The organism is Fictibacillus halophilus (assembly GCF_016401385.1).
Taxonomy (GTDB): Bacteria; Bacillota; Bacilli; order Bacillales; family Fictibacillaceae; genus Fictibacillus; species Fictibacillus halophilus.
This window is the reverse complement of record NZ_JAEACF010000001.1, coordinates 520,229-540,111: the sequence shown is the minus strand read 5'-3', so window position 1 is coordinate 540,111 and position 19,883 is coordinate 520,229. Positions and strand designations below refer to the sequence as shown.

Annotated in this window: 23 protein-coding genes; 12 read left to right on the top strand and 11 right to left on the bottom strand. The window is 37.8% G+C overall.

Translation table 11 applies throughout. The annotated features are described in order from the left end of the window. Positions 1-24: 24 nt before the first annotated feature. The 4 genes from I5J82_RS02840 to I5J82_RS02825 all read right to left on the bottom strand — a co-directional run bounded on the left by I5J82_RS02840 (position 25) and on the right by I5J82_RS02825 (position 3,600). The gene (locus I5J82_RS02840; RefSeq protein WP_233096391.1) at positions 25-921 is read right to left on the bottom strand and encodes a DMT family transporter; all 897 of its coding nucleotides are present in this window, start codon (positions 919-921) and stop codon (positions 25-27) included. Further along, positions 918-2,249, bottom strand: coding sequence for an opine metallophore biosynthesis dehydrogenase (locus tag I5J82_RS02835; RefSeq protein WP_198766569.1), 1,332 nt, complete (start codon positions 2,247-2,249; stop codon positions 918-920). The genes I5J82_RS02840 and I5J82_RS02835 overlap by 4 nt, the downstream gene beginning before the upstream one ends. Next, complete coding sequence (locus I5J82_RS02830) at positions 2,246-3,037, bottom strand: nicotianamine synthase family protein (RefSeq protein ID WP_198766568.1); 792 nt, start codon at positions 3,035-3,037, stop codon at positions 2,246-2,248. Before I5J82_RS02830 ends, I5J82_RS02835 begins: the two co-directional genes overlap by 4 nt. A gap of 227 nt (positions 3,038-3,264) precedes the next feature. Next, positions 3,265-3,600, bottom strand: coding sequence for an avidin-fold protein (locus I5J82_RS02825; protein ID WP_144701786.1), 336 nt, complete (start codon positions 3,598-3,600; stop codon positions 3,265-3,267). Positions 3,601-3,746: 146 nt separating this feature from the next. Between I5J82_RS02825 and I5J82_RS02820 the strand changes: the two genes are divergently transcribed. Next, positions 3,747-4,397, top strand: a complete 651-nt coding sequence (locus tag I5J82_RS02820; protein ID WP_233096390.1) for a GNAT family N-acetyltransferase — start codon at positions 3,747-3,749, stop codon at positions 4,395-4,397. Between the two features lie 50 nt (positions 4,398-4,447). Here I5J82_RS02820 and I5J82_RS02815 read toward each other — a convergent pair whose 3' ends face one another. Further along, positions 4,448-5,173: an AAA family ATPase gene (locus I5J82_RS02815; protein ID WP_198766566.1), complete on the bottom strand. Its 726-nt coding sequence runs from the start codon at positions 5,171-5,173 to the stop codon at positions 4,448-4,450. Between the two features lie 298 nt (positions 5,174-5,471). Between I5J82_RS02815 and I5J82_RS02810 the strand changes: the two genes are divergently transcribed. Further along, on the top strand, positions 5,472-6,935 hold the full coding sequence (locus tag I5J82_RS02810) for an MDR family MFS transporter (protein WP_144701794.1): 1,464 nt from the start codon (positions 5,472-5,474) through the stop codon (positions 6,933-6,935). A gap of 182 nt (positions 6,936-7,117) precedes the next feature. Beyond that, complete coding sequence (locus I5J82_RS02805; protein WP_186320571.1) at positions 7,118-7,531, top strand: MarR family winged helix-turn-helix transcriptional regulator; 414 nt, start codon at positions 7,118-7,120, stop codon at positions 7,529-7,531. 5 nt (positions 7,532-7,536) lie between these two features. On the opposite strand, the gene I5J82_RS02800 is transcribed toward I5J82_RS02805, so the two are convergent. After that, positions 7,537-8,283 (bottom strand): ZIP family metal transporter, encoded by a 747-nt coding sequence (locus tag I5J82_RS02800; RefSeq protein WP_198766565.1) that lies wholly within the window; start codon positions 8,281-8,283, stop codon positions 7,537-7,539. Positions 8,284-8,464: 181 nt separating this feature from the next. Between I5J82_RS02800 and I5J82_RS02795 the strand changes: the two genes are divergently transcribed. Both I5J82_RS02795 and I5J82_RS02790 read left to right on the top strand, forming a co-directional pair. Beyond that, the gene (locus tag I5J82_RS02795) at positions 8,465-9,250 is read left to right on the top strand and encodes a lipase family protein (protein ID WP_144701803.1); all 786 of its coding nucleotides are present in this window, start codon (positions 8,465-8,467) and stop codon (positions 9,248-9,250) included. Positions 9,251-9,511: 261 nt separating this feature from the next. Beyond that, positions 9,512-10,132, top strand: a complete 621-nt coding sequence (locus tag I5J82_RS02790; RefSeq protein ID WP_198766564.1) for a cell wall hydrolase — start codon at positions 9,512-9,514, stop codon at positions 10,130-10,132. Between the two features lie 171 nt (positions 10,133-10,303). Here the strand turns inward: I5J82_RS02790 and I5J82_RS02785 are convergent, their stop codons facing one another. After that, positions 10,304-11,221, bottom strand: coding sequence for a hypothetical protein (locus I5J82_RS02785; protein WP_198766563.1), 918 nt, complete (start codon positions 11,219-11,221; stop codon positions 10,304-10,306). A 201-nt stretch (positions 11,222-11,422) separates the two neighbouring features. Here I5J82_RS02785 and I5J82_RS02780 point away from each other — a divergent pair, with 201 nt between their 5' ends. The 4 genes from I5J82_RS02780 to I5J82_RS02765 all read left to right on the top strand — a co-directional run bounded on the left by I5J82_RS02780 (position 11,423) and on the right by I5J82_RS02765 (position 14,352). Further along, positions 11,423-11,848: a DMT family transporter gene (locus I5J82_RS02780; RefSeq protein ID WP_144701812.1), complete on the top strand. Its 426-nt coding sequence runs from the start codon at positions 11,423-11,425 to the stop codon at positions 11,846-11,848. Between the two features lie 26 nt (positions 11,849-11,874). Then, complete coding sequence (locus I5J82_RS02775) at positions 11,875-12,579, top strand: Crp/Fnr family transcriptional regulator (protein ID WP_144701815.1); 705 nt, start codon at positions 11,875-11,877, stop codon at positions 12,577-12,579. A 14-nt stretch (positions 12,580-12,593) separates the two neighbouring features. Beyond that, complete coding sequence (locus tag I5J82_RS02770; protein ID WP_198766562.1) at positions 12,594-13,094, top strand: DMT family transporter; 501 nt, start codon at positions 12,594-12,596, stop codon at positions 13,092-13,094. Positions 13,095-13,329: 235 nt separating this feature from the next. Further along, a complete protein-coding gene (locus I5J82_RS02765) occupies positions 13,330-14,352 on the top strand; it encodes a M14 family zinc carboxypeptidase (RefSeq protein WP_198768890.1) in 1,023 nt (340 codons plus the stop codon). Between the two features lie 64 nt (positions 14,353-14,416). Here the strand turns inward: I5J82_RS02765 and I5J82_RS02760 are convergent, their stop codons facing one another. Beyond that, positions 14,417-15,070, bottom strand: a complete 654-nt coding sequence (locus I5J82_RS02760) for a C40 family peptidase (protein ID WP_198766561.1) — start codon at positions 15,068-15,070, stop codon at positions 14,417-14,419. Between the two features lie 299 nt (positions 15,071-15,369). Between I5J82_RS02760 and I5J82_RS02755 the strand changes: the two genes are divergently transcribed. Continuing rightward, on the top strand, positions 15,370-15,663 hold the full coding sequence (locus I5J82_RS02755) for a hypothetical protein (RefSeq protein WP_144701827.1): 294 nt from the start codon (positions 15,370-15,372) through the stop codon (positions 15,661-15,663). A 69-nt stretch (positions 15,664-15,732) separates the two neighbouring features. Next, positions 15,733-16,581 carry an SDR family oxidoreductase gene (locus tag I5J82_RS02750; protein WP_198766560.1) on the top strand — a complete coding sequence of 283 codons (849 nt, stop codon included), beginning with the start codon at positions 15,733-15,735 and terminating at the stop codon, positions 16,579-16,581. Between the two features lie 16 nt (positions 16,582-16,597). Here I5J82_RS02750 and I5J82_RS02745 read toward each other — a convergent pair whose 3' ends face one another. After that, the gene (locus tag I5J82_RS02745; protein ID WP_144701833.1) at positions 16,598-16,936 is read right to left on the bottom strand and encodes a MerR family transcriptional regulator; all 339 of its coding nucleotides are present in this window, start codon (positions 16,934-16,936) and stop codon (positions 16,598-16,600) included. Positions 16,937-17,409: 473 nt separating this feature from the next. Here I5J82_RS02745 and I5J82_RS02740 point away from each other — a divergent pair, with 473 nt between their 5' ends. After that, entirely contained in the window at positions 17,410-18,204 is a 795-nt protein-coding gene (locus I5J82_RS02740) for a TIGR00266 family protein (RefSeq protein ID WP_144701836.1), read from the top strand. A 78-nt stretch (positions 18,205-18,282) separates the two neighbouring features. On the opposite strand, the gene I5J82_RS02735 is transcribed toward I5J82_RS02740, so the two are convergent. Together I5J82_RS02735 and I5J82_RS02730 are read right to left on the bottom strand one after the other, a co-directional pair. Continuing rightward, positions 18,283-18,951, bottom strand: coding sequence for a class F sortase (locus I5J82_RS02735; protein ID WP_198766559.1), 669 nt, complete (start codon positions 18,949-18,951; stop codon positions 18,283-18,285). A 2-nt stretch (positions 18,952-18,953) separates the two neighbouring features. Further along, positions 18,954-19,742: a DUF4397 domain-containing protein gene (locus I5J82_RS02730; protein WP_144701842.1), complete on the bottom strand. Its 789-nt coding sequence runs from the start codon at positions 19,740-19,742 to the stop codon at positions 18,954-18,956. Positions 19,743-19,883: the final 141 nt, after the last annotated feature.

Below are 19,883 nucleotides of genomic sequence, written 5' to 3'. Positions count from 1 at the left end.
CGCTCTTAACCGAGCGTTTTCTCCTTACCTTTTTGCATGTGTATTCATCGCTACTTTATTCAATCTTAAATTATTTCCCTTTGCTTCTAGTGCTCGCCTACGTGATAGGAAGATGCATGAAGCAATAATTAACATACCTCCTAGAATCGTTTGAGCATCTGGAATCTCTGACCAGAATAAAAAGCCCCAAAAGGCGTTAAAGACGATTCCAATGTAACGGGTAACCTCTACAACAATGACATTTTCATGCGTGAATGCACTTGTTAAGAATAACTGTCCTACTAAAGATACAACTCCGATGCAGATTAAATAGAACAGTTCTAATGGTGAAGGTATTACAAATTGGTTCCACATTAAAGGTATACTAACTAACGTTGCTGTAGCGAGAAAATAAAATACGATCTCATAAGCATGATGTCTGCTGCTTAAATACCGAATAGAAGTGGCTGCACAAGCTGCGAAAAAAGCACTTCCTACACCAATTAGCGCATACATGGAATAGGACGAGAACTCCTGTGGTTTAATCAGTAAGAACGCCCCTGCTAACACGACAGGAAGAATATAGAGAAGCGTTTTCGTTAGCTTTTCTTTTAAAAACAAACCTGCTAATACTACGGCAAAAATGGGAGACAGATGAGCCAGAATACTCGCATCTGCTAACGGAATTTTAGCGATTGTATAAAAATAGGCTAATAGATACAACGCTCCAAAGACTCCTCGAACCATAAGCATTGGTACACCCGTTTTTGAAAAGGCTACCTTTTTCTTTTTCATAATAATAAAGATGATGATTGTGCCTATCAAACTTCTAAAGAATACACTTTCTGAATAAGGGATGTTTAAACTTACTGCCTTAACGAGAGCGTTCATAATACTGAAAATAAAGGAAGACAAAATGGCGAGCCAAACACCGTTTTTCATTGTAATCGCCTCTTTCTTTCCTTCATGATGTTTGTTACTTCTTGCAAGGAAGATTCTCTTCTTGCTTCGATTAATGACTCTTTTATTCCTAACAGGGATTCAATCTGCTGACACTCTGATTCGAAATTTTTGATGAGTCTTTTCATCTCAGGCATTGGAATTCCTGAATTCTCTGCAAGTCCATAGATCACGATCAATTTTTGATAATCTTCGAACGGTATCCTAGGGATAGACCACACTCCCTTATTTTCTTCTTCTGCTTTTTTAAAGGGAACTGCTGAGAATTCAAAATATCTTCCTTCATGATCAGGCTTTGAAAATGGGTCGATTAGAATAGAAGCATAGCGTATATAGAGCAGATACTCCTGTTTGACTTCCTCATATTCTGAAAAATTATCAATGTCCTCTCTTTGGATGCATTCTGTTGGAACGGGATAATTATCGTCATTTAAAAACTGCAATAAATTGATCGATTTTGCGCCTAGTTCATTCATTAATGTAGAAATTTCTTTCCAGAGCCGCACCATTGTTTTTATTCTTTGTGGTGTGATGGGACCTTCAGGAAACAACTTATACATATACTTCGTACCATTAGTATGAAGGCCAAATATTTCATTTAAAGTAAATCTATTTAAGAAGAAGGCAGGATGCACATATGTTGTTATATTTCTGCATTCCGCATCGAGAGGGTGATCGACGATCTCCCCATCGATATTCATTGATTTTAAAAATTCTTGCAGTGTATTTAGCGTACGGCTTTTACTGATTGATGAACCTAAGTAAATACGTTTTTTATATGCTTTCGTATGAGCCTTTATAGCAGAATTAAGAGATTTAGTAGCAGCAAAATATGTTGACATGCTGATTACTTCAACTGTTTCTTGTAACAGCAAATTTTTTACGAGATCGTTTGAACCGATGTTTGGAGCTAGTAGAACTATGGTTCTTACGCGCTTTAACTCTATAGTCTGAAGTGACTCTATTACGTTTGCATAGCTCGTACAGGGAGTTGCAAGAATAACCGTATCCCATTCATCAGATAGTTGAGATACGTCATCAAAAAAACAATCCACCTTTGTTGTCAATTCTTCCTCTTTATCCTGAATAGTAAGATTGACTTCAAAATGATTTTGATTCAGTTCTCTTTTAATCCGTTCTGCACGAGCACCTGGCCGATTATACAATCCTATTCTTTCACTAAAACCAGCAGCGCAAAGCTGGACAGCTGTTTGAATGGCAGCTGGTCCAACGCCTGCTATTAGGATATTCCCAAGATCTTTTGAACGTTTCGTACCCACGATTCCCTCACTTCCTTTATTTACATTCATGCATTTACCTTCTCTAAGACCATCGTGTCATAGATACCGTCTGTTCGTTTAACGCTCTGCAGTTCCCAGTCTTTCGTTAGGTTCATTTCTAACGGATAGTTAAAGATTGATTTTAATCCGTTTCCGTATCTGAGAATCACTTTTGTATGAGGCTGTAATATATCCTTTAGTTCATTCAGTACTTCCCGTTTATTTCTGACTAGAGAAGCGATTAAGACATGAGTAGTATTATGGGCAAAGTGTAAGTCGTTTCGAACAGAATTAGAAAATCTAACGTTGTCTTGTAGGCCTGTAATCAGAGAGACTTTTCTTCCCATCTCGACCGCTTCTTCATCAATGTCTATACAATGAACTTCAGCATTCTTCTCACTGGCGATAGTGAGGGCAGAAATGGGAAACGCTCCAGAACCTATAAATAATACCTTAGAGTTCTCATTGATATGTAATTCATCCAATTCATGTTTCACAGTTTGAGAGAGTGTAGTTATGTATTCACTTGCATTCAATTGATGGTTACATGTACGCACACTTTGGTATTTTTCCATCTCACAAAGAGCTTGTACGGAAGCTTCCCGGAGCTTTTCAGACAGTGACAGAATATCCTTGTCCTTCCCCCATTCCTGCCATCGGTGCAGGTTTATAGGATCTGTCATAAAATGGTGAAGACTATCCAGCTTTACTTTTAATAACTCGTAACACTCATCACATTCTTTGGCAAACTTTGAAAGTTCATTGATTTCATACTCGGTGACTTTCAAAGATAGTAATAATTGAAATCTCTCTTTCACTCGTACCTCCATACAATATTTTGTAAATCGTAATTATTACGATTTGATTTTTATATACTATCATCACTTTATAAAACGAGTCAATGATAATTGCTATGAATTTGTTATATTTAATTACTGTTCAAGCCAAGTACGATAAAAAAAACACTGCATATTTTGCAGTGCTTACAGATATACTGAATGTTTTCCTTTTAATAAATTGAATGAAAGTGGATATTATTTTTACTTTATTTTACTTCCTCAATTACGGACTCTCCAGAACTCCCTTCCGCCCATCTCCATTTTTCATACAATCTTATCCTTCCGTCACTTAATACCTCAGGTTGAGATATACAGGCTCCACCTCTTATTTCATCAGACGTATTCACATGATTGTACCTGAAGTTCAAGCTGCCGTCTTCGTTTGCAATTCCGATTAACGTGCCTTTTAAGATTTCTCCACCTGCATATGAGGCAGTGACAATATTACCGTCTTGTTTGTAGTGAAACGTTGTTTGTGAGGATACCTCACCGTTTGAAGAATTTTGAACAGACACGAATACTTTTCCATCATAATTAAGCATCTTTCAACCACCTTTTTAGAATATTCACATAACTTAACATATAAGTTTAATTTTTCCCAGTAACAAGTGATTCATTTCAATGGTACTTAGCGTACTGACAATGGTGGGTTACATCATCGGAGGGAGTTTTCTTCATGTATGATCACTTGAAAAAACTACAAAAAAAACACCTCAAAAAAGCAAGTGAAGTGTTAACGAATTCATTTATTGATAATCCAATGTTTGTGTATTTCTTTCCTATCCTGAATAAAAGAAGAAAGATTTTACGTTCCGTCTTTCCTATGGTCCTTCGAATCCTACAAACCAACGGCTCATTATATGTAACGTCTGATAAAGTGGAGGGGCTTTTTTGTGTATCTCAGCACGGCGAAAAAACCAAGATAGGAAAGTTAATGCTCGCTGCTCTATCATGTACTTTTCGCCTGCCCTTTGTTTTCATTCAATTATCTTTAATCGATTTTTTGAGAAAAGCTAGTCAATTACAAACCACTAATAGCAAACTTAACCATTATAAGGCATACTATGAAAACTTTCTGTTGGTCGATTCAGTATGCGTAGACCCCCAATACCGACATCAAGGACATATGACCACCATGATGAGTGCCGCAATCGCAGAAACAAAAAAGAAAAGAACCTTTTGTTTGCTTCAAACAGAAACCCTGCAAAATGTGAAGATCTATACGCACTTAGGCTTTTCACTCGTTGAGGAGATTACAAGTGATCAGATTCCCTTCTCAACTTTTGTAATGATTTATGATCCTTTTGGCTTAACGACTAATAGAGAACTAGATACATAATGCTAGTTCTCCTTGCTTCATTGCTATCTTTTTTAAAGCTTAATTAATCATTAATCGTCATCTTTAAGAAGCTCTTCCATAAACTTCTCTCTATTATTTAAAAAGTACTTGGTTACTTGAAAATGATCTGTGGATTCATAATCTACTTTGGATATCTTTCCATCATCAAAGCTTATGATGTCGGCATTCGGATAGCCCAATAAGATGGGAGAATGAGTAGTGATAATAAACTGCGTATCGCCTTGAGCTGTTAGATCATGAATAATCTTCAAGAAAGTGAGCTGTCTTGAAGGTGAAAGAGCCGCCTCAGGTTCATCTAGCAGATAGATCGCTTTGCCTTTAAAGCGATGCAAAAACAAAGACAGAAAGGATTCACCATGAGATTGTTTGTGAAGGGACCGGCCTCCATAATCTCTAAATCCTGTATCGTCTACTTCTTCAAGATGAGTGGCAAAGCTGTAGAACGATTCTGCACGTAAAAAGAACCCGTTCGATACTTTTGGCAGCCACGAAAGCCGAATATAATTTCCGAGCACAGATTCTGAAGCATACACTTCGTACATATTGTTGCGACCACCGCCAGCTGTATTAAAGTCACATTTATCCGCAATCGCTTCTAACAGTGTAGATTTCCCTGTTCCATTCTCTCCCACAAAAAAGGTCACGTTCTTGCCCAAGTATATTTCCTCAAGTCCGTTGATTGCAGGAATGGAGAACGGATAATCTTTAAACGATTTAATATCATCACGCAACAGCTTGATTCTTTTTAAAAACATTAGCATCACCTATGAAAAGTATAACAAATTCGATCAGCCGTTCACTGCTTTCAGTCATATTTTCTCTAATTTAAAGCGTTATCTGTCCGATCTAAAGAGGGTCTGTTCAAACTGGTGCATAATCTGTCTAATTAAAGCTCCGTACACACTCCATCCCCTCCCATCAATACCTCAAGATAGCAAATCCTACAATGACGTGATAAACTAATTTCTTGGTTATACTCTTTTATTTACTATTCATTTAACTAAGTGAACTACTTATGATTTGGCATGCTTTTAAATGCCAAGGAGGACATATATGAGAAAACAAATTATGACTGCTTTATTGCTCGTTACTGTTCTGGCTGCGATGGAAGGTACAATTGTAAGTACTGCCATTCCGCGTATCACGAGCGATCTTTCCGGCATTGAACTTGTAAGTTGGGTATATGCGGTTTATATGCTGGCCACAGCTGTATCGACACCCATCTACGGAAAGCTTGCTGATTTATTCGGCCGAAAAAAAGTTATTCTCGCAGGTATTATTCTCTTTTTGATTGGATCTGCTCTTTGTGGAATTGCCATGTCCATGGAACAACTCATCTTTTATCGGGCTATTCAAGGTCTAGGTGCTGGTGCAGTTATGCCAATTACGATGACGATAATTGGAGATCTGTATGCTGAGGCAAAAGAGAGAGCAAAAGCACAAGGCTGGATTTCAGCAGTGTGGGGAGTTGCTGGTGTGTTAGGACCTCTAGCTGGTGGTTTTCTTGTTGACACGCTGTCCTGGCGATATATTTTTTTCTTAAATATTCCGTTCGGACTTCTTGCTTTCTTCATGCTCGCAGCGAATTACAAAGAAAATCTTACAAAAGGAAAACCATACATTGATTATTGGGGTGCTGTCACGTTTTCACTTGGTACGATCGCATTTCTTTATGCACTTTTAACAGGAAGCCAAACTCAAGATTGGAGCAATCCTATCATTATCGGATTATTCCTAACTGCAATCCTGCTTTATGTGCTATTTGCTTATATTGAAAAAAAATCACCTGAACCACTCATTCCTCTTAATCTTTTTACCAATAAAAGTGTGTTGATCGTAAACTCACTCACATTGATTTCAGGTGCTGTCGTTATCTGTATCACGATTTATTTACCGATCTGGAGCCAAGGAGTTATGGGGAAAACGGCTACACAAGCTGGTTTTGTATTGATGCCACTTCCAGTTATGTGGACACTAGGATCACTAGTTGCTGGGAACTTAGTAGGACGGTTAAAGGATAATTGGATTATTACTCTTGGAATTAGCGTAGTAAGTGCTGCTTCATTACTTTTCTATCTGTTAGATGCTCATTCTCCGACATACTTAATCTATGTCGCCTCAGGTGTTCTAGGTCTTGGAATGGGGCTCATTACACCAATTTACATGCTAATCATTCAGGCTTCTGTACCATCAAATAAACGAGGGGTAGCTGTAGCTTCCAATACGTTTACGAACACATTCAGCCAAACACTCGGATCTGCTGTGTTCGGTACAATATTTAACTTAATCACGATTTCTAAGGCTGAAAAAGCTGGACAAGATCTTGATCTGAATGCTTCTTTTGAACATGGGAGTGAACTACCTACTAGCCAATTGGGTCAACTTCAAGAAATTATAGCTTCAGGGATACATGCTATTTATGGAGTGACTCTCCTATTAACCTTGATCGGTATTGGTATCTCATTTCTCCTTTTAAAATATAAAAATAAAGAATTTATATCTTCAAATGTTCGCTAGTTATAGGCTTCCTAAAGGTAAAATCCATTTATTTCAAATTGAACAACGCATACAGCTATGTTACAGTAGGCACATAAGTTAACAATGTGAAGAATTAAAGATAGATCAAACATTTATTATGAGACGGCACTTAAATAAGAAGTGTCGTCTTTTCATTTACTTTAATACTTAGGAGAATGATAATGACTACTAATGACAACTATGAGATAGATGAACTGGTCAAATATGTGAAAAACTTTAAAGACTCATTTCTTCATGACGAAAAACTAAATTATCTTCAAATCGAAACGATGATCTATCTGCTTGAAAACAATACGCAAACAATTACACAACTAGCTGAAAAAATAGATACTACCCCAGCTTCAACATCTATCATTATTGATCGGCTAGCTAAAAAAGAAATGGTGAATCGGCAATATACAGAATCAGATCGAAGAAAAGTATATGTATCATTAACCGAGACCGGATCCCAAGAAATTAACAGGTTGTTGATTAAGAAAAACGAAATCATTTCCACATCCCTGTCACCTTTAACATCAACAGAAAAACTAATCTTTGCAAAATTAAACGAGCTCTTTCAAAAAATAAACGACTAAAATTTCTAGACCAACATCATCAGTACCGAAAAACCTGTTAACCCTGTGATAAACGATACAAAACTGCTTTCCTGATCCTCTGGCAGTTCTTCTTTTAGAACGTTTAAAATAATGCCTCCTGCTAGAAGAGCAACTAGTATAGATACGATTAGTTCATGAACTACCGTGATAGCCCCGATACCCCAACCAATTAAAATCGCGACTGTAAGCAGCACTCGTCCATACTTGTCATATTTTTGTTTGTGATCCTTCCTAAGGCCATGATCATTAGCGACAAAGTGAATGCTCAATGCCAAAAAGAAGAAGAACATTCCCCATTTCGTCTCGTACTCTTCTCTTATGAGCAAGTATCCAATTACCGCATTATACAGAAAGAATGATGCTATATGTACCCAGAAGACACCTGAAGAAACTGCAACTTCTTCAGAGTTTGACTGTGCGCCTTGTTTCTTTTTAGAATTCTTGACTAATCGCTCTAGTCCATAAAAAAGTGCAAGACCAAGCAACGCTATTAAATAGATATGATCCTCCAAATAGTGACCGATTCCATGATTAAGCGTTTTCCCAACCTTTTGTTGATAGTGATTCAAATCAGGGAGTAAATGTAGAAACACATAAGAAACAGCTACTCCTCCTGCAAAAGATAAAAACTTATTTCGCGAAGAATCTTTTATAAAACTCAAGTATTTTGAGCTTAAATGAACGAGAGCAAATCCCATTACAAAAATGAAACTAAGCACAGTTTTTGTCATTTTCAAACTCCTCTCTCTATTGATTAAGTACACCCAATTAGTATGTATCCATCTCCTTGTACAATAAACAACAACTTCTACTTTCAAGAAAAATAGTTATTTCTCTCAGTGTACGTGTCTATACTTGTCCACCCCTTCCTTCATATACTATTAAATCGGATGAGTGAAGGATGTGATTTGTATGAAAAATATAAAAGAGTTATTTGAGTTCGATGGAAAAATGGCTCTGTTCCTGGCAGTGATGTCTTACAAAGCCTATATCGTTCACGAACTTTGTACGATTGAATTACCAAAGCATTACGAGATGAAACAAGAGATCATCACAGATTCAGGTGAAACATTTGGATTTATTGCTGAGTCAGAGGATTCTTTAGTGGTCGCTTTTCGGGGAACTAAGACTATGGATAATGTAAGTTCATATCTAGATATTTCTCAGATTCCTTATACCTATGTATCGAATAGCGGTTTAACACACCGTGGAATCACTAAAATTTACAGCACATTTCGAAATGCCCTTCTGGCAGATATCAACCATCTCTATTCAGACGATAAAAAACTACTTGTTACAGGTCATAGCCTTGGCGGCAGTCTAGCTGCTTTGTTTACGTTAGATGCAGCTGTGAACACAAATTTCAAAAATCCTATTCTCTATAGTTTTGCGAGTCTACCAATCGCTGATGAAGGTTTTACTAAAAAGTTTTATGAAGAAGTAAAAAACAGCATTCGTGTTGTAAATGTACACGATGCCATCTCAAATTGTATGACTCCACTTTTTTTTAAGAACAAGCCTCTTCTAAATCTCCCAGTTGGACAGGAATATCAACTGAATTTTAAAAATAGGCGATATATCCAAAATCATAGGATTCTATGTTATATCCATTTTTTAAGTAAGCAATATCCAAATGAATACAAAGAACTTCGCAATAAGTATCCAGGGTTTTTTCCTGTTTCAACTCTATGTGAATGATTGATGCTATCCTTTTAACACTGTGTTAAATGGTTTTATTTTTATGTATGTAAGGATGGTTTCTTATCCAATCCATTTGTATACCCCATACTACTACAATAAAACGTATTAATACCGAGTTAGTAGTTTTGTAACATGAATTGTCATAACCCCCTACTTTTGAGGTGGATGCACAACTGCTAAAAATAGAGAATGCGCTTCATGTCTAAATCATCCTTTATTGATAATATATAGAAATCACGAAGGAAAGGGAGTTTTACAATGATAAACCTACTAAGCAAGTTAGTACTCTTTTTTGTGGCAGTGACGTTTCTATTCGTTCCGACTAAAGTTCAAGCGCATGGACTATTAACTGAAGGAAGTCAGGGCAATGAGGTCGCCATCCTACAAGAAAAACTAAAAGCACTTGGATTATTCTATGGACCTGTTACTGGATATTATGGCCCTATTACAGAAAGAGCTGTTGCTAGCTTTCAGTATGAGACAAATCTTTCATCAGATGGTGTTGCTGGTCCCGCTACCTTTTTAATGTTACACGATGTAGAACAGATGGCTCGTGTTGTTCATGGTGAGGCACGCGGTGAATCCTACATAGGCAAAGTTTCTGTGGCAGCTGTTATATTAAACCGTCTAGAAGACCCTGCATTCCCCAAAAATGTGAGTGATGTCATTCATCAGACGAACGCATTTACTGCCGTTCATGATGGGCAATATCATTTACAGCCTTCCAACAATGCCTATCGTGCAGTGCTTGACGCGATGAAAGGTTGGGACCCCACTTACGGATCTGTTTATTATTACAACCCTGAACTTGCAACAGACACGTGGATTTTCTCACGATCTTCCGTTACGAAAATCGGTAACCACCTTTTCGCGAAATAAATTTGTTTGAAATATGGTTGATGTGGTGCAGATAAAATTTTGTCGTCAATCGTTTAAATCATCCTAGTTATCCATTAGAACGGACAATTTTTACATTTTGTTCGTCTCAGCTATACATGTATACAAAAAGGTGTGCCCTCATCCAAAGGCACACCTTTTTTCTATCATTAATTATTGAAATGTTTTACTTACATGAATGAATTCTCGATAGCCTGAGCGTGTCAGGTGATAGGTGTCATCTAATAACCCATCTCTTATTAAGGAATTAAGTGTTTCTTCCGGAATAACGTCAATCACTTGATCCATACGTTGATTCAAGTCTTCAAGAGTTGCGTTTTTAAGTGTGACCGGGTTCATCATACGAACGATTCCTTCAATTCGAGAATCTCTTTTTTGGAAAAATTGAGGTGTTTTCTTGAACACATTTTGAATGCGATCTTTAAACTGATTCAATTCTTGTTTTGTGTTAAAGCTTTCTGTTTCTTTTTCTCTGATTTTCTCGTTAAAGTATGTCATTTCTTCCTTGCTTAACTGTGCTCGCGAGAACAGTTCGTTATAGATCTGAGTTTTATCCATCTCGATCTTGGCTAGCTCTTCTTCTTTTATACGCTGCGTTTCCCAAATTTCTTCTTCATCTATTACTTCTTCTTTTACTTCTTGTTCTTTTTCATCTTCTTCTGTTGCGTCTACTTCTTCTACTTCAGAAACAGGTACTTTGTGCTGTTCTTCCTTTTCCTCAAAGAGCTCTAGTTGCTCTTGTTCAGGCTCTTCCGCGACAACAGCAACTGCTGGGGTTGTCTCAAACGACTGAGCAGCTCTCTCTTTGGAGGTAAAAGACTCAATCATCTTCTCTAATTTGCTGACCTTGTTAAAATAAATGAGTGAGATGGTTATAGCGAACAACGAACTAAATACCGAAATAAAGTCTGAAAAGCGGAATACGAATGGTGCTGTTGCTATCTTATAAAAGATCAATAGAGCGAAAGCACCGATGATAATAATCTTTAACCAGCTTTCACGATTCTTAAATTCTGCTGATTGTTCATTGTTTTTATTATTTTTATTGGATAGATTCTTTAGACGTTTCATATTCTTACCTCTTTCATAGAGATTGTCGTGCAGCTTTTTATTTTATACGAAATATGTAAAAGTGGAAAGGAAAAGGAACATTTCATCATGTAATTATCATGTGTGTAACATACATTTTAAAGTTTTAGGACATATGTCCTTCCCAATGGATCCACTTCTATTCTTTAATAGTTATAGAATTTTTAATTGGGAAGTGATGACATGAAAGGAATAGTGTTTGCTTTTTTAGCCGGCGCCTTTATTACTCTGCAAGGTGTAGCGAACGCACGGATCAGCCAGGATATTGGCTCATGGCAGGCAGCAACGATTACTCAATTGACTGGTTTTGTCGCAGCCGTTCTAATTGTTTTGATCGTAAAAGATCAAAAATGGAAAGAATTTAAGAAAGTACGACCCATCTATTTAACTGGCGGATCATTTGCTGCAGTCGTCATCTATGGAAATATTTACGGCATTCACTCTATAGGCGTGACGTTGACGATCGCCGTAATCTTAATCTCGCAGCTAGCGATTACATTTGTGATCGATGGCAAAGGCTGGTTTGGTGTATTAAAAAAAGAAATGAAAGTTCCGCAATTTATTGGAATTGCCATGATGATTGCAGGAGTTGTCATTTTAAAATTTTAAGAAGAATGAAGTGAGGTGATTGTAAAATGCGAGAAATTCACGACCCTGAGCTGCTTCAGTACTATTTGAAGACTTTCGAAATCAAACCTATTTTAAACGAGGATCTTCTACCCTATCTAACTCTATACAGCTATAATCATGGTGAATTGATCTGTACACAAGGTGATCCTTATAACCATTTATATTTGTTAGTAAAAGGAAAACTGAAGATTTTCAACACTTCACCTGAAGGTAAGACGCTCATTCTTTCATTTAAAACACCTCTTGATGTTGTTGGGGATATTGAATACGTCCAAGGAACTGACTTTATCAATACAGTTGAAGCCGTCTCTGAAGTTCACATGATTGCGATTCATCACCGGTGGTTGAATAAATACGCAAGCGATCATACGCCGCTCTTAAAGTTTCTGCTGAACGTAATCACCAAGAAGTTTTTTGTTAAATCAAGCTCTTTAAGCTTTAATCTTCTGTATCCGGTTGAAGTGCGTTTTGCGAGCTACCTTTTGTCGGTTTGTTTTGACGAACGAGATGCGTTATATAGCGGCAAACTTAGCACGAGTCATCTTATAGATGCTGCAAACTTAATCGGAACAAGCTATCGTCATCTGAACCGTGTCATCCAACACCTTTCTAAAGAAGGGCTCGTTGAACGACATAAAGGTTTTATCGAAGTGAAGAATCGTGAAGGCTTAAGTGAACTAGCCAACCATCGAAATATTTACGAAAAATAAAAGGAGCGTTCAAAATGCTTATCGGTATACTCTTTGCAATTTTGGCAGGCGTACTTGTCGGTCTGCAAAATATTTTTAACACACGAGTCAATGACCATGCCGGAACATGGTCGACTACAGCCCTTGTGCTAGGTTTGGGCTTTCTAGCCTCAATGGCACTAGGTGTTGTTTTTGAAGGAAAAGAATTATTTGTTCTCAAAAATATGGAAACTTGGTTTTGGTTCAGCGGATTGATCGGGGTCGGTGTTGTTGTTTGTTTAGTTCAAGGTACAAAACTGCTCGGTCCAACATTCGCTATCTCTATCGTTCTGACGTCACAGCTCGGCTCTGCTCTCATGTGGGATTCACTCGGGTTGTTCGGTCTAGAGAAAATTCCGTTTACCTCTCAGCAGCTTTTAGGAGTCCTCGTCATTATCGGTGGCGTTATCGTGTTTAAATTTGGAGGAAGAAGTCAAGAAAAACAAAAAGTTAAACCCATCCAGAGACATATGAAAGAACAAGTTACGGGGAGATAATAGATCTCTCCTTTTTTTATAATCATTTACTACATCCTACTTATTACCTTGTTTGCCTCTAAATTTCCACAACTATATTCTCATCCTTATTCTTTAAGATAGGTAGTACCCTCTATTAAATTTGAATTCAGCATACTGTAAACTTAAATGTATAAAACTTTTTAAAAATTCGAACTATGGAGGTATTACTTTGAAAGTAAAAAGAAAAGTTCTTTCAGTTACGTTGACTGGCTTAATGGCTTTTAGTGCTCTAAATGCTGTCGCTTCACCTGCACAAGCTGTTGGAAACGGCCCAGGTACAGGAAATGGTTCTATACAAACGTCTATTCTACATACTTACGAAGAACTTGTTGATACGCTAAAAACACTTGATGCTAAACAAGATGCAATGAAACTTGAAGTGATCGGTCAAACTGTAAAAGGTCGAGATATCTTCATGGCAAAGTACATATCCAATCCAAATAATCCCACCATTCTTTTTTTAACTCAACAGCATGGTAACGAGCAACTTACAACAGAAGGTGCGTTAGAGTTCATGAAACATCTCGGTACTAATAAAACAAAAGGTTTGTTGAACAATGTAAATGTTTTAGTCATACCGATGCTTAATGCTGATGGTGCAATGGGCGATGTAAACTTCTCGCTTGAAGATTACTTAGCTGATGGTGACCGCCACCTTACCCGTTATAATGCAAATGAAGTTGACTTGAACCGTGAACATGATAAGCCAACAAATGAAATGGAGCCTGAAGCTCGTGTACTGCATGAAAATGTGTTTGCTAAATATAACATTGATTACATGATAGATTTACATCACCAAGGAACGCTAAGCGAAACGGATGGCCAACTTGTTTCGGGATCTATGCTTTATCCTACTAATGCAAAGGTGAAGCCAGAAGTCGTTGAAAAATCTAAACGATTAGGGGCTGTTGTATTTAACGCCATTCATCATACTGGATGGGGACATATCGGAAAGTACGATGGTGGTTCTGGGGAAAACATCGGACGTAACGGTGCTGCTGTTCGTTATGATATTTCTACTCTTCTTTTTGAAATGCGTGGAATGTCTGACCATTATAGAGAAGATTATGCTCTTGGACAAAAGAGCAATGGTTATTTGATCAAACAGACAGTCGTAACATTAGATGCTGCTGTTCGTACCATTTCAGATGGTTCAATCAACACAACTGATGCAAGTTTCTGGGATACACTTCCTCAACAAACAAATCGTTCTGGTGAGGTTGATGAAGACGAGTAAACAGAAGGAAATAGAACACAACAAAAAACACCTCAAAAGATTGAGGTGTTTTTGTTGTGTCGTTTTATTCGTAGCTTTTTGCTCCAATATAGTTTTCTGACCAGTAAGAGCCGTTAAGCTCCGCTGTTGTTACCCCTTTTGAAGATGAAGCATGTACAAATTGGTCGTTTCCGATATACACTCCAGCATGGCTCGGACCGTCTCCCTCTAGATTAAAGAATACGATATCGCCCACTGCTGGTGAATCAACTTTTGTCCCTTTTGCATAAATGTCATCGACTGTACGAGGCAACTCAACATTCTCTGCTTCATCAAAGATATATTGTAAGTATCCACTGCAATCAAAACCGTCCGGTGATTCTCCACCCCACTGATAAGGTGTTCCTTCGTATTTTTTAGCCACTTCGACGATTGAAGAATTACTTTCTGTAGCATCAATTCCTAGCGATTTAAATGTTTCATCACCAGCGATACCATCCACTGTGATTCCTTTTTCAGCTTGGAATTTCTTTACGGCATCTGTTGTATAATTACCATAATAATCGGTTGTTTTGCTATATGAAAAATATCCTTTTTTGTCTAATGTTTGTTGGAGGTCTTGTACATCTGAATGCTGCGTCCCAGGTTTCAGCGTTTGATCACCTAGAGCTGCTTCACCCACAATCGGATTAAACGCCACGACACCTGCTATTGCTAATCCTGCTGCTGCTTTTTTCAAAGTAACATCCCCTTTTCTTATTTAATCTGACCTGTCCCATACTAACAGGCTGAGATGACAAAGACATTGTAAGGGGATTACAGCGGTTTAACAATTTTCGGCAGAGTGTATGAGAAATTACATATTGTAATATTTAAAAAAGTGACGAAATCCTTTCATTGTGTACAGGTAAGAATCAAATCTATGAACAAAAGAGAAAACCAAATAAATTTTTGCACAATGTGGACAAATAGAAGGAAAGATTAGCTGTATTCTGTATAGAGTATATAAAGGGCAAAAAAGGGTAAGGAGGCATCTATTTGGAGTTCCCGTTCATTCTTACTAACTTTTGGGATGCATTGATTGCTATACCCGCCATCATCATCATGATTGAAATCCTCAAGATCTTCTTTCCTTACATCTCTGCTTGGATACCAACGATCGCCTGTTTGCTGGGCTTAATCATATCTGTTTTAATTGCACATCCGCATAGTCTTTGGACTGGTATCGTAATGGGAATCGTCTATGGAGTTGCTGCAGTCGGATCATACTCAAGCTTTGTTTATGTTATTTATAACTATCGAGATAAGAAGCCCCACAATCCTTATAAATAGTTGAATGCTCGGAAAAGTTCGTTTACGTTTAGTACATAACTTAACGAACTTTTTTATGAGGAGAATGAAATGAACAGAAAAACAGCCATTGTGACTGGCACATCTAGCGGGTTTGGTATGCATTGTGCAATTGAACTTGCGAAGGCCGGTTTCTACGTAATAAGTACGATGCGAAATATCGGTCGTGCAGAATCTCTATTAAAGTTGGCAGACGAAAACAAGGTAAGTGACCAAATTCATCTTTATGCTCTGGACGTGACATCAACAGAATCTATTCTTACTTTTAAAGACTTCATCAAAGAGTTTCCTAGCATTGATGTTTTAGTCAATAATGCAGGATTTGCACTTGGCGGTTTTTCGGAAGAACTTCCAATCGATGAATATCGTCTTCAGTTTGAAACAAATGTGTTTGGTGTTATCGCGATTACGCAAACCGTTCTTCCCTTCATGCGTAAAAACAAGCGTGGACGCATCATTAATATGAGCAGCATATCTGGAAAGTTCGGCTTTCCTGGTCTATCACCTTATACGGCATCTAAGCATGCGTTGGAAGGATACAGCGAAAGTTTGCGTTTAGAGCTTCGTCCGTTCGGTATAGATGTTGTTCTTATTGAACCTGGATCTTATCAAACAAACATCTGGTCTTCGGTTGACAACATGACCATTAGTTCTAAGTCTCCTTATTATTTTTATATGGAGGCATTGATGAAAAACATGGAGAGCAGCAAAGGAAATCATGGAGATCCCGTTGATGTCGCACAGCTAGTAACTAAACTAGCTACCGCCACAAAAACACCTAAACTGCGGTATCCGATTGGTAGAGGTGTGAGATTAACGATATGGCTAAAAGCAATCGTTCCATGGAAGACGTTAGAAAGAATAATAACAATGAAACTAGTAGGAAACAAAAAGAGGTAGTCATGGGACTGCCTTTTTATGATGTTTGATCATGGTTGTTCTTAAAGTGAGCATTGAATTGTCCACGGAGCATTTCTTTTAGCACACTCTTCTCTGCAGGTTTTTCTTTCTCCTTTTTCATCTCTGTTCTAATTTCATGTGTTTGTACTCCGTCTTCTCGTTTGTTTGCAATCTCAACGAGCTTTTCAATATCAGAAAATGAATATTTCCGTGTCCCTTTTTCAGTACGTTCCGGGAAGATCAACTTTCTTTCTTCGTAATAACGAATCTGCCTGAATGTTAATCCCGTTAACTCACTTACAATACCTATTGAAATAACCTTCTTATCTTTATATGGTGTATTTTCAAAAGACATATAGAAGCCACTCCTTCTCCCTACCCCCTGCTTTTACTATATCTTAATGAACCTTTCATTCAACAAAGCTGTTAGATTATCTCACCTACGTTTTTATATATTTATGAATCCCTTGATATATTTTCTAACAGGTTTGACCAAAGAATTACGAGTTTGATTGCAGGAGATTTCCACCATCTTAATTGTTAAATCATCGGCACAGAGTATCTGATGATAAATTCTTTAAAAATATTTTCACTTTTGAAACCAAAAGGCTGCAGGTGCGTAATATCTAATGCATTCTATCGAGTAAAGTTCGTTAATGAGTCAATAGACGAAGAAGATTGTTGTGCTAATAGGATATTCAATATTTTTAATGGCTGTATGGTTGATTTTAACTAAGCACAAATCTTATTTCACCTCAGAAACGGATAAAGAGGTTTGAATGGGTCTCAGCATGAAACACAGATTAAACATTATTGGGGGAATAGAACATGAATAACCACGAGATTGATTATAAAATTTATGGCGATGATATGCAGTTCGTTGAAGTAGAGTTAGATCCAAAAGAAACGGTAATCGCTGAAGCTGGTGCACTAATGATGATGGAAGACGGCATAGAGATGGAGACGATCTTTGGAGACGGGTCAGGTTCATCAGGCGGCACTGGTTTAATGGGCAAACTATTCAATGCCGGCAAACGCGTACTGACAGGTGAGAGTCTATTCATGACAACATTTACGAATGAAGAACGTGAAAAGAAACATGTTTCATTTGCTTCTCCTTATCCTGGAAAAATCATTCCGATGGATTTAAGTGAACTTGGCGGTAAAGTGATCTGCCAAAAAGATGCGTTTCTAGCCGCTGCGAAAGGTGTAGCAGTCGGCATAGAATTTCAACGTAAGATTGGAGCAGGCTTCTTCGGTGGTGAAGGTTTTATTATGCAGAAGCTTGAAGGCGATGGGATGGCATTCGTTCATGCTGGTGGAACCATTCACAAAAGAGAATTGGCACCTGGCGAAGTACTGCGTGTAGATACGGGATGCTTGGTTGCTATGACAAGCGGAGTTGATTATAATATTGAAATGGTTAAAGGCGTGAAAACAGCACTATTTGGCGGTGAGGGCTTGTTCTTTGCCACATTAAGAGGACCGGGAACCGTTTGGATCCAGTCTCTTCCGTTCAGCCGCTTGGCAAGTCGTGTGTTTGCTGCAGCTCCGCATAGAGGTGGATCAAGTGATGAAGGCAGCATTGCTAAAGGCGTGTTCGGCATGCTAAATGGAGATTGATTAAGAAATGGTAGTTAAACAGATGTTATAGTTAAAATAAAGAGCAGAATCATCTTCAGTAGATGGTCTCTGCTCTTTTTATAGTTTGATCCGTTTTGCATAAACGACCAACCGTTTCTCATGTTCATTGTTTTTCCTATTATATACACCTGTACATGTTATGAGGTTTAACCTAGGCTGCTGACCAGGTCCAAATATCACACGTAAAGGTGCTTCGTCTTTTTTATAGGCAACGACCTTTTCCACTTGAAAAGAAACTTTTTCATTTCCTTTCCCATAAACATGAATGAGATCACCTGCTTTCAAGTTCTTTAAATAGAAAAATACAGCAGGGCCTTTATAATCATCAACGTGACCAGCTATAACTGCATTCCCATTTGCCCCGGGCTTAGTACCCAGCTCATACCAACCAACATCTTCTCCGTTATTTGGCACTTCCATCTGTCCGTCTTTGTTTAGTCCTTGTCCATTTACAGAAGCGCTCACTTTTAAAGCTGGAATCTCGATTTTTGTTGGAAGAATACCAATGGATTCAGTCTCATTTGACTCATCTTTTTTTGCATCATCGTTATTCATTTTCATCATAGAATCGGTTTGTTGAGCTGATTTTGTATCTGTTTCTTCTTTTGATGAAACTAGAATCTTGTTCTCACTATACTCTTGTTTTTTATCACTTTCATAGTTATTCCCTGCTGAGCAACTGCTCAGCAGGAATAAAATTGGTATTAAAATAATTTGATTTCTCATTTTTATTGAACAGTACGTTTTCGATAAAGGACAAACGCAAGCGCACCCAATCCAGCTACAGCGATAATTTCTGCTGTATAGCTTGCCGTTGAATCATCAGATGCTCCACCCATTCCTGTTTTTGGCATTTCTGACGGCATTACCATTGAGTCTTGAAGAACGAGTACTTCAAGTTTATCTGCTGTATTGATTGCATAAACGCTGTAAACCATATTTGCTTCAAGCTTTGTTCCAGAGAGGTCAAGCACTTGCTTACCATCTGGAGTTCGAATCTCTAAATCATAAGTATTTGGATCTAACTCTTTATAATCTGTAAATGCTTTGAAAGTAGCTCCACTAAACAAAGCGTCCCCTCCGATTAAACCTACATCCACTGTCGGTGCATCAGGAGAAAGATGGCCGATGCGTACTTTTGCTTTTCCTTCAGTTGCTTCCATGGAATCTTCTGCAACTGCCAGCTCAATCATTTCTAGCATGTTTGCTGCAGCTACTGTATAAGCTTTACCTGCTTCAACGGACAAATTTTGTGAGATTACAGCATTATCTTTAGTACCCGCTGCAAAGATTTCTACTTTATGCTCTCCAGCTGGCAATGGCATGTAATCTGTTGCCGCCTTAAACTCCGCACCCTCGACTACTGGTTTTCCATCGACATACACATCAACTGCAGGGGCATCTGGTGAAGCATGTACAATACGAACCATTGCATCATTAGACTCAGCAAAAACCCCCGTTGCCATCATAGCAAACATCATAACCGCGGCAAGTGCAGACCCAAAAAACTTTTTCATTTCATCTCTCCTCACAAATGGTATACAAACCACCGTACAATAAATGTAATGTGTTTGTGTAAGTTATGTACCACTTAAACTATTAACTTAAACCATATTTTTAAAATATTTACAATTTATTATTTTATCCGTTGTTCGTTT